At 64.1% G+C, this 9,862-nt stretch carries 7 protein-coding genes and 2 pseudogenes; 3 read left to right on the forward strand and 6 right to left on the reverse strand.

From position 1 onward, the window contains the following. Together J7I79_RS23065 and J7I79_RS23070 are read right to left on the reverse strand one after the other, a co-directional pair. A pseudogene (locus J7I79_RS23065) lies at window positions 1-307 on the reverse strand (DNA polymerase V subunit UmuC); the annotation flags it as partial. Further along, a complete protein-coding gene (locus J7I79_RS23070) occupies window positions 300-731 on the reverse strand; it encodes a LexA family transcriptional regulator (RefSeq protein WP_214957421.1) in 432 nt (143 codons plus the stop codon). The pseudogene J7I79_RS23065 and the gene J7I79_RS23070, both read right to left, overlap by 8 nt. Before the next feature lie 405 nt (window positions 732-1,136). On the opposite strand from J7I79_RS23070, the gene J7I79_RS23075 reads away from it, so the two are divergent. Continuing rightward, entirely contained in the window at window positions 1,137-1,688 is a 552-nt protein-coding gene (locus tag J7I79_RS23075; RefSeq protein ID WP_214957423.1) for a hypothetical protein, read from the forward strand. A gap of 1,117 nt (window positions 1,689-2,805) precedes the next feature. Then, window positions 2,806-3,273, forward strand: coding sequence for a sensor histidine kinase (locus J7I79_RS23080; protein WP_214957425.1), 468 nt, complete (start codon window positions 2,806-2,808; stop codon window positions 3,271-3,273). Window positions 3,274-3,497: 224 nt separating this feature from the next. Here J7I79_RS23080 and J7I79_RS23085 read toward each other — a convergent pair whose 3' ends face one another. From J7I79_RS23085 to J7I79_RS23095, 4 genes are all read right to left on the reverse strand, one after another. After that, entirely contained in the window at window positions 3,498-3,920 is a 423-nt protein-coding gene (locus J7I79_RS23085; protein WP_214957427.1) for a hypothetical protein, read from the reverse strand. 571 nt (window positions 3,921-4,491) lie between these two features. After that, entirely contained in the window at window positions 4,492-4,992 is a 501-nt protein-coding gene (locus J7I79_RS25050; RefSeq protein WP_396020243.1) for a glycogen debranching N-terminal domain-containing protein, read from the reverse strand. Between the two features lie 44 nt (window positions 4,993-5,036). Further along, entirely contained in the window at window positions 5,037-7,247 is a 2,211-nt protein-coding gene (locus tag J7I79_RS23090) for a hypothetical protein (RefSeq protein ID WP_214957428.1), read from the reverse strand. A gap of 327 nt (window positions 7,248-7,574) precedes the next feature. Then, window positions 7,575-8,036 (reverse strand): hypothetical protein, encoded by a 462-nt coding sequence (locus J7I79_RS23095; RefSeq protein WP_214957430.1) that lies wholly within the window; start codon window positions 8,034-8,036, stop codon window positions 7,575-7,577. 713 nt (window positions 8,037-8,749) lie between these two features. Between J7I79_RS23095 and J7I79_RS23100 the strand changes: the two are divergent. Next, window positions 8,750-9,862, forward strand: a pseudogene (locus tag J7I79_RS23100) (IS110 family transposase); the annotation flags it as partial.

Raw genomic sequence — 9,862 nt, forward strand, 5'->3', positions numbered from 1 at the left:
GTTGCAACAGTGCACGGTCCATCACCCGGGCGCTGATGTCCCCGTAGAGTTCGTAGTTGCTGGACAGGGCAACGAGTCCCCATTCCTTGGCGCGGGGTGCGAGTTTGAACCACGGCTCGCCCATGGCGATGCCCAGGGATTTGGCTTCGGGGGAGCGGGTGACGGCGCAGCCGTCGTTGTTGGACAGGACAATCACGGGCCTGCCTTCCAGGGACGGGTCGAACGCCCGCTCGGCCGAGGCGTAGAAGCAGTTCACGTCCACGTGCGCGATCTGCGGCATGTGCCGCATCAGCGCCGGCTTAGACATGATGCAAACACCTGGTCGCTACGCCCCAGATGCTCAGGTCCGACAGGGCCGGGACGCGGATGTCCGGGAACGCAGGATTCTCCGCCTGCAGCACGACCCCGGTGGCCGTGATCCTCAGACGCTGGATCGTCAGTTCACCGTCCAGGACCGCCACGACGACGGACCCGTCCACGGGTTCAAGGGCCCGGTTCACGATCAGCTCATCGCCGTCGCTGATCCCGGCGCCTTCCATCGATTCCCCGGACACCCGCACCACATAGGTGCTGGTGATGTCCTTGATCAGATGCTCGTTCAGGTCGATCCGGCCATCAAAGTAGTCCTGCGCCGGCGACGGGAACCCCGCCGCAACCGGCACCGGAGAGACCAGCACCGACAACAACGACGCACCCGCATCTATCACGTGGGGACCGACAATAACGCCCACAACACACCTTTATTCGAATATATGTTCGATTCATTCAGTGTAAACCCTAGACCTTGGCCCGGACATTCAAGGCCCACGGCTCCCGGACCGGACGCTGCCCGGCCCGGGGCGGGTCTCGCGCGCTCCGTCTGCTCTACGCGCGATCAATGCCGAGGGTGGGGCCGTCCGCTGTCCGGGACAGGGCATCGTTAGCGGCGTTCCGGCGTCGTTATGAGAGATAACGGTCGCGTGCAGGAACGGTGTTAATTGTGTTTCTTTCGTCCCGAAAACCGGCTTGGAATTACCCCCGCGTGACCGTAAACAGGCTCCTCTAACGGTTCCGTGCCGAACCGGCCACAACCCTGTTTTGGGGGACTATAGGGCCCCTACGCTTGAGCTATCCAATCACTCGAAGGGTGGCACGCCTTGAAAAAGATTCATACGTGGCTGGCAGTTATCGTTATGACTGTCGGATTGGGTTTTCTGGCTCCGGGGCCCGCCTCGGCAACCACGTCCTATTGCGGACTCGCATGGGGATCGCTGGTCGAATCACATCCGGCAATGAGTACCGCATCGGTAACCAACGTCAGGACGGGGCAGCACTATTGCTTCGACCGGATGGTGGTTGAACTCAACGGCCCAGTGGCCGGCTACACCGCCCGGTATGTTGACCGGGTGGTGCAGGACGGTTCAGGGTTCACAGTCCCGCTGCAGGGCAGGGCGTTCCTCCAGGTGACTGTGAATGCGCCCTCTTATGACAGCGAGACCGGCACCGTCACGTACAGCCCGGCGGCCAAAGCCGAATTGTCCAACGTGGCGGGGTACCAGAGCTTCCGGCAGGTAGCCTACGCTGGCAGTTTCGAAGGCTATACAAGCGTCGGCCTCGGCGTCCGTGCACGCCTCCCGTTCCGGGTCTTCACCTTGGACGGACCTGGCTCCGGATCGCGGCTGGTCGTGGACGTTGCCCACTTCTGGTGACCTCGGTTCGATGCTGAACCGGCGTTGAGGTAAGCACAGAAAACCCATGAGCGGCGCCCCGTTCCGGAGACATTCCGGGCAGGGCGCTGTTCTGTGCGCCGCTGCCTGGAAACCAGCCAGTGGCGACCGCTGCTCCGGCCTCGGTGCGGTTGGTTTAGCGATGCCTTTCTGAGAGTACGTCGCTGGCCGGAATTCAGGCACCCAAGACAATCGGTACGTTGGGGGATCCCGCCCGCATGGGGGCTGTCGGGATACTCCGGGGAGTAATGGCGACATAGGGGAGCTGGGGCAAACAATCGTGCGCCCGCTAGTCCACAGCGTCCACTACGGCCTGGACCGCACGTCGCCCATGACCGTCGCCGCCGCACACGCGAGGCTTCCCGCGGACGTCCGGAGGTGACGCCTTCCGGTTCATCTCCGCATTCGCCTACCGAAGGCGCCCAAAGCGGACCGGGCCCGACGACTTAGCAGATCATCTTCAAATACCACGGGCTGAAGGGGTCTTATGGCAGAGTTCGCCGGCGCGATGGAGGGCGTACCATCCCAGTACCGTCACTGTAACGGGTCTCCAGGATCTACGGTGTCGGTAGGTGGCCCGCTCAAAGGCACGGGGAAGAGCGGGCCACTGCCCGGTGAAGATAACCTGCCATGCCGATCAAAACGGGTGTGCAGTGGCGCCAGCGATCTGGCCGTCCCGTTCTAAGGAGTCGTGACGACCGCCTCGCTGCTGTACGCGCGTAGCGTCTCGACGAGGGCATGTTCTGCGCGGTTTGCTCTGATGGCGAGGCGCTCCGTAATTTACTGCTGTCGACGATGAAGGGTCTGTTACAAGCTATGAACGCTGGGCGCGAGTCTGATCTGACGGCCCCTATCGGTTGGCTCTGCCTTCGGAAGGGGAACGGGGGACATCGGTGCCACTCTGGCTCTCGCGCGCTTTTCTGCCCACCGTCGGCCGAGGCAATGTACGCCGTATTTTCTGCCGGAAACTTGCACGAGAACTGCGGATAGCTGTCGGAATCCTTGATGCTGAGTAGCCAGTCTTGATCCAGGCGCCCGGATCCTGCCGGATCAGGTGCGCGGACACTCAACAGGGATTGCAGGGGAAGCAGGGGAAGCCGTGAGTCAAGTAGCAGTTCTGGACGAAGGCAACGCCGCCGGTGCCATCACGGATGACCGAGTTAGTGACTTCCATACCTTGGGGCTCGCTGGCTGCATCGACAAACTGACCGTTCCCCTGCGCCAGGGCGGGGTCAGCGTGCATTGGGAGATCCCGCACCATGGCGTCGAGTTACCGGCGGCCAGCGCCGCGCTGCTTTACCGGGCCGCGCAGGCAACACTGAACTGCGCGCTCAAGTACTCCCAAGCCACCGAGCTGACGCTCCGGCTGGCAGCCGTCCACCACGGTGTCCGGCTGACCATCACGGACAACGGCTACGGCGCCCAGAGCCAACTCCTCGGCGGCCGGCATCAAGGGCACGGCCTGTGCATGATGACTCTGGCCGTTCACGAAGCCGGCGGCACCATCTCCATCGATTCCATACCAGGCAAAGGCACGCTGGTGTCCATCACTCTTCCCCTGGACTAGCGACGAAATCTGATGGGCTACGGAGGGCGCCGCGGACGGCGTACGGAGCGGGTACTGGCCCGAAGGCAGGTTTCAGGGCGCCGGCGCACACTACATCTTCACGGACTACGAAGGAATGGGCGATCCGCCCTCAACTCGGGCATGACTGGCTTATCAGGCCGCAGATCGCCGGCCGGTCCTCCATCGCCGGCCAGCCGGACGGCTGTGACGTCGGCACTGCCCTCTCAGCCAGCGGCCGCGACGCGCTTGGCTGCCTCCCGTGGGATGAGTCGGATCAACGACCAGACGATCTGGGTAGCGAGCATAATCACCGCGCCCATCACGATGTCGGTGGTCTGCCAGCCCTCTGAACCGGCTGCATGGGAAAGGGCGATGTAGCCGGGGACCAGGGTCGCGGTCACGGCGGCAAAGGTGGCAAATGCCGACAACCGGGTCCCGCTTTTGGTGCGAAGGTGCGCGGGTGCTGCCAGATTCCAGAGCAGGGAGGTGGTCATGATAATCACGATGCCGACCACTGCGCCCACACTGTAGGCAACGACGGCAGGGGGAGAGCCGCGGGCAGTCATCCAGCCGAGCAGGAGGATGAGGCCCAGTAGCAGTGCCAGGGCTGAGGTCGTCGCCCGGGCTATCGCCCAGGACTGCGGCACCCTGTCGTTGATGGTCGTGCCGTTTGCGAGGGATGAAGGCCCAGGCCTCGGAGGAGTAATATCGGCCGGGCAGCGCTGCGCAGACGGTGGTCACCACGGCCGCCAGGATGGGTGTGGGCACCCGGCTCGCGCTTCCATACCACGGTTAGCGGACTATCGGCCCGGCCGTCGGCACGAGCGGCCCTCCCGACGTAGGTGCCCTGGTACGGCGAGGGGGTCCACGCCCAACGGTTCCAGCGGTTGTCCGTTCATGGTGAGGGTGGCGGCTGAGTATCGGGACGGGTTGGGCGTGCTGGCGGGCAGGGATGGTGCAGTACGCACGGTGGTCGACGAGACCAGATGGCAGGCCAGGCTGGCTGCCTTGGTGAAGTACCGGGCTGCCGGGCATGACTGGCCGCGGCACAAGGCGACCGTGACCGTGACCGGTGTGGAGGCCCGAGCTGGGAGTGTGGTTGCATACCCAGCGGTACAAGCTGCGCCGCGGCGAGCTGGAACCGGCCAAGGCGCTGGATGAATCCGTGCCGGGCGGCGTCGGGGACGGAAACCCGGGGCGCCGGGTAGCTGAATGATGTTATGGCGGAAAGCCCGCACCATTGCTGCGGGATTCCACGTAACAAGCTGGAGGCCATCGTGACAGGATCCTGGTGTCCTGATAAAAAACCCCGTGAGGGTGATGGGGAAAGATGTCACCGTTGCGTCCCGTGGGCGGCCTCATGGCGGCGCCGTTCCAACCAGGACGCCAGGCTCCGCTCGGCCGCCGACCCGGACCGTGTGGACGGATACTGTCCCGTATCCTGCACCGACGACACCAGCTCCCGCATCCGCTCCAAGCCGTGAGCGCTGACCCGCGGCGTCGTACCGCCCGCGGCTTCCTCATGCGCGGACTCAAGTCAGGATCCTTTGCCTTCGCCACTGCAAGGGGATAACCTGCGGTCGAGGCAGGAGCGCCTGACAGCGCCGCGATACGGGTACGGGTCAGCCTGCCCCGGTGCATGAGGGGTCCATTCCGCTTTTGGCGCCGCGTGTCTTCGACCAATAACCACTGGGTCATCCTGCCATCGTTGGCGGCCATACCGTTTGATCCGGAGCGCCGGCGATCCTGCTGACCTGGGGCTCCTAGTGGCGGCGTTTGCCGTTTCCCGAAGCACGGGGTTGGTAGCGGATTCCTTCCAGGTCCTCCCGAATTTGCCGCAGGCCTTTCCCTTTTGGCTTCGGGGTGTCCGGGCCGGCGAGGGCTGTGGTGTATTTTTCCCAGTCCTGGCTCCCTTTGAGGTGCAGGCAGAGTTCGGGGTCCTCAGTGACCCATGCGCTGATATCCGCGTCGAGAGTGGCGATATTCAGCCGGCGCTGGATATCGCCCCAAATGGGGGCGAGGTCGGCGCGTGGGTCTTCATCCCGGGTGCGTGCGTAGAGCCGCGCGTAGCTGCAGGCTGCACTGTAGGCGATGGTGGGCGACGGGGATTTGAGGGCCTCATCGCGCCATTCCGACCAGCTCTCTGCGGTCTCCGGATCTAGTGGGTCTTCCTTGCAGTCTCCCTGAAGGTCTAGAAAGATCAACGCGATATGTGGGCGGAGCCGCTTTTCCAACTCCAAGTGAGGAACGCGAGGGTCCGACAGGCGCCTGATGAGTTTCTTGGCGAGCTTTACATAGTCTTCCTGCGACCGACCTTGTTCGATGACACGGGATTGGCCGTCGGGTGTCGGGGCCCTGTGCATGGAATTGGAAGCCCGCTTTGCCTTCGCAGCAGCAGCAGCAGCGGAGGCCACGGCGGCCATCCTGTTCATCCCGACCGACAGTCGCGTCAGTTCGAGCCGGTACAACAGAGCGCGGTGTCCTTCGAACGCAGCAACTGTCCAGGCATTCCGCCGTACGGGTGTGACCTTGGCTTTCTCCGTCCCTGCGGGTTTGTCGGTGGCGCCACTCTCTGCTTTGCCGGCAGGCGGTAGGGGATCCGTTTTGTCTATTTTCTCTATCGTGCGGTCGAGCCATGTTTCGTAGTCTGTCAAGGGGCCAGGGGTCGTGCCCTTCCTGTGGAGGATGTTCATGAGGGCCGTGGAGGCAAGCAGGTTCTCAGGGTCGACGTTGACGGCGTTGGCCAGCAGGAGTTTTTGATGGACTTCCTCGAGAGCATGGCCTGTTGTGGCCAGATACTGAAGCCCGATGCTGCGCCAGTCCGTGGCACCACAAAGACCTTCAAATCCTTGTTCGTGTTCGGCGAGTGTTGCCACGACGAATGCCGCTGCCAGTTTGTGCAGTTCGGAGGCCGGCGCGCTCCCGGTCGCCGCGCTGTCCTTGTCCGGCGAGGCATCCTCTGGTGCAGGCGTGCTGGTCTTTGCGGCCGGTGTGGGAAAGAGGAGGTGATTTGAGGTGCTGATGGTGGTCGCTTTCACGCTCCAGCCGTTGCGCGTGATGACGACAGACAGGTCGTTATCGGTGGCTGAGTCGACAACGACTTTCCAGGTTGTTAGGCCCACGACCGCCAAAAGGGCCTTTGAGAGGGCAGCCAGCACTTTGTTGCTTATTTCTGCGCTTACGGATGCATCGGCCAGCCCGGTGGCATCGGCCCCTCGCGGGACCTCGATTCCCTTCGGTGCCGCTGCCCCGAGTTCGGCGAGGAGGGCGATGATGTAAGAGGTCATCGATTCGTTCACAGCACCGCTTTTGTCCTTCACGACAATCGACAGCCGGGGCCGGCTGGCGATCCAGGTCGCAAACAACAACGACCCAACGACAGAGAGAGCTAGGAGCCCCGGCAAGGTCCCCAGCCCAAGGGATGCCCCGGGACTAAACGGGGCTACCGGATCCGGCGGCGTTCCCGGGGCGGGCGTGGCGGCGGGACGCTGACTTAACGCAAGCAACGTGACGAACTGCAGGGTCGGTCCGACCATGAGGATGAGACCTGCCCAAAAGGCAGTCCGTCGCAAGGCTCGTGAGCGGTGCTTCCAGTCCAGCCAGCGGAGAGGCATCCACGGGCCGGGAAGGAAGGCGAGCAGGCGGGCCAGGATGATCATTGCAAGCACGGCGCCCGCGCCGGTCAGGGCCAGAGTCTGCCACGGCGAAACCCAGGAGGTCCAGTACTTGTCCCATGCCGTCTGCGCTTGCCGGGGTTCCACAGGCGGGGTTGGCGTGGCGGTGTTGGCTGCCTGCTGGGTTTCCCCGAGTCTCTGCAACGCGAAGTTTCGCTCGTCGGCACAGTTTGTCCGGGCCGCACCTTCCTGTGGTGCATAGGATCCGCGGATTTTGTCGATCAGATCGAGCGCTTGCTGGGGATGCTCGGTGGCGAGCGTTCTGGCCTGGGCGCATGCCAGTGAATCGTCCGTTGGCATCGCGGTTCCGACGGGTGCTGCCGACTCCCCGGCCGGCGTTGGCGCTTGGGTCGAGGGGGCCGGGGTCGATGGGGGTGATTGTGGTAGCAGCATGCCGCAGCCTGAGAGGCCACCGATCACAACTGCGAGGAGCAGCACGTTCGCGGTTCGGCTACAGCCACGCTGCCAGCGGGACGGGGACGAGTGTCCGGCCACGGATGTCGATACGTTGTGCGTTGAGAATCCTATCTTTCCCCTTACGAGCTGCGGCGGCGCCGTGGGCGTCCGGGTTCCCGGGAAGGCGAGCAGGGCACCAGAGGCGACGCTCAGACGGGGGAGTCGCAGGGGTTAGGGGAGCGCATCGTGGGTGAAGCAGAACCAAAAGGCGGCGCTGCGGATTTCGTAGTCCGGGCTGACCTTGTCCCGACTAATCGTCGTGTGCAGTTCCCGAGCGGCCGCCTGTACGCGGCCCCGTTCCAGCAACGGTACGCTGAGCGTGTCAAGCAGCAGCTCGTTGTGCAGCTGTTGCGGCGTTTTGGGTTGTTCGTCAAACGGTAGACAGCCGAACTTGATGGCACCCCCGGCGCCTTCCGGATCGGTCAGGTCGGCGTAGAGTCTCTTGACGATATCTTTGGCGTTAGTCCAGCCACCGCTCTGTTGCAGTTTCGGGGCGACGGACGACAGGCTGTCCGCATTCGTCCCGGCCCGCGCCGATAGTCTCTGAAGATCCTCCGTGCTGACCGTGATCTCCTTGGAGGCCTTGCCTGCCGTCCGGAGCACGTCATCCACTGCGGACTGGCTGAGTTTCACACCCCCCTGGCAGGCAGTCGCCGAACAAAGCACCCCAGCAAGAACAACTGCCACGGCTATGTGCGTTCGTCGAGAGTGGGTGAATCGGAGCGGGGCAACAAGCAGGCGCACAGTGGGGTCCTTTCCGTCCGCCGGACAGACCCCAGAACCATCCGTTAGGGGCGGTGTGGCAGTAAGCTTCAAGGCCCACAAGCGCTTCTGGGAACGGCGTCCCAGCCGATGCCGGCTACCGGACGATGCTCACCGGGGTGGTTATCGAAACGGAAACCCCGGCTCCACCACCCGGGGAGGAAAGCAGAGCGCTGAAGCAGCGCGGCTATTGGAGATGCCGGCCCCGGAACAGGGCATGCTCGCGGGGCTCGCACCCGTTTGGGCGTCCGCTGGCGCGGCCGGCTGTTGGGTCAGTGCTGTCCGTCGCAGAGCTCCGGCCACCCCTGGCCCTTTTGTGTCTACGACGTCTTTTGCTGCCGTCCTTATGTTGTTACCGGGTGCAGTTCCCCGGCCGTTGTAAGGTCGTGGCTACCCAGGGGAGGCGGGTATGGCTTTGTTGCTGTGGCCGGACGATTCACGTCGTGACGGCTCCGAAGGATTGGCCGCCCGCCACCCCGCGATGACCCGACCGCTGATTGAGAGACGCGACATGATCGCCGGATAAGGACACGACGGCGCGGTTATCTGCTGGGTTCCACCTATCCGACAGACTGGAGGCTGTTTTGGTGCACCTATGGGCCGGTATCGATGCCGGCAAAGCCCATCATCACTGCGTCGTGATCGACGCCGACGGAACCCGTCTGCTCTCGCAGAAAATCCCCAACGACGAACCGGCCCTGCTCGAGCTCGTCGCCGACGTCCTGAAACTGGCCGACGGGGATGAGGTCATCTGGGCAACGGACCTGAACCACGCGGGACCGGCGCTGCTCATCGCTATCCTCGTCGCCCACGGCCAGACCATCCTCTACATCCCGGGCCGGACCGTCCACCACGCCTCCAAGCTCTACCGCGGCGAGGCAAAACGGACGCGAAAGACGCCGCCGTGATAGCAGATCAGGCCAGGATGCGCCGTGATCTGCAGCCGTTGCGGGCCGGGGATGAGATCGGTACCGGGCTACGGATCCTCACTGCCCGGCGGGCCGACAAGTCCGCGGACCGGGTCCGGGCGATCAACCGCCTGCAGGCCCAGCTGCTCGAATACTTCCCCGCGCTGGAACGGGCCTTTGACTACAGCCGCTCCAAAGCCGCCCTGACCCTGCTGACCAAACACCGGACCCCGGACGGAATCCGCCGCACAGGCCAGAGCAGGCTCCAGGCGTGGTTGAAGAAACACGGCACCCGCTCGTCCGCCGCTGTCGCCCAGGCCGCCATCGACGCGGCGAAATCCCAGCACACCACCGTCCCCGCCCAACACCTCGGGGAACTGATCGTCGCAGCCCTCGCCCAGGAAATCATCACCCTGAACGAGGAACTGGCAGACCTGGACGCCCTGACCAGCGAGAAAGTCACCGAACACCGGCACACACAACCCTGCTCAGCATGCCAGGCTTCGGTCCCGTCCTCGCCGCCGAATTCCTCGGCGCCACCGGCGGAGACCTAACCGTCTTTCAAACCGCGGACCGGTTCGCCGGCGTCGCCGGACTCGCCCCCGCACCCAGGGACTCCGGCAGGATCACCGGCAACCACCACCGCCCCCGCCGCTACGACCGCAGGCTGCTACGGGTGTTCTACCTCTTCGGGCTCTCGGCCCTGAAAAGCTGCCCCGCCTCACGGACCTACTACGACCGCAAACGCACCGAAGGCAAAACCCACATGTTATGTCTCGGGACATCGGT

This window comes from Arthrobacter sp. ISL-69 (assembly GCF_018613775.1).
GTDB lineage: Bacteria > Actinomycetota > Actinomycetes > Actinomycetales > Micrococcaceae > Arthrobacter.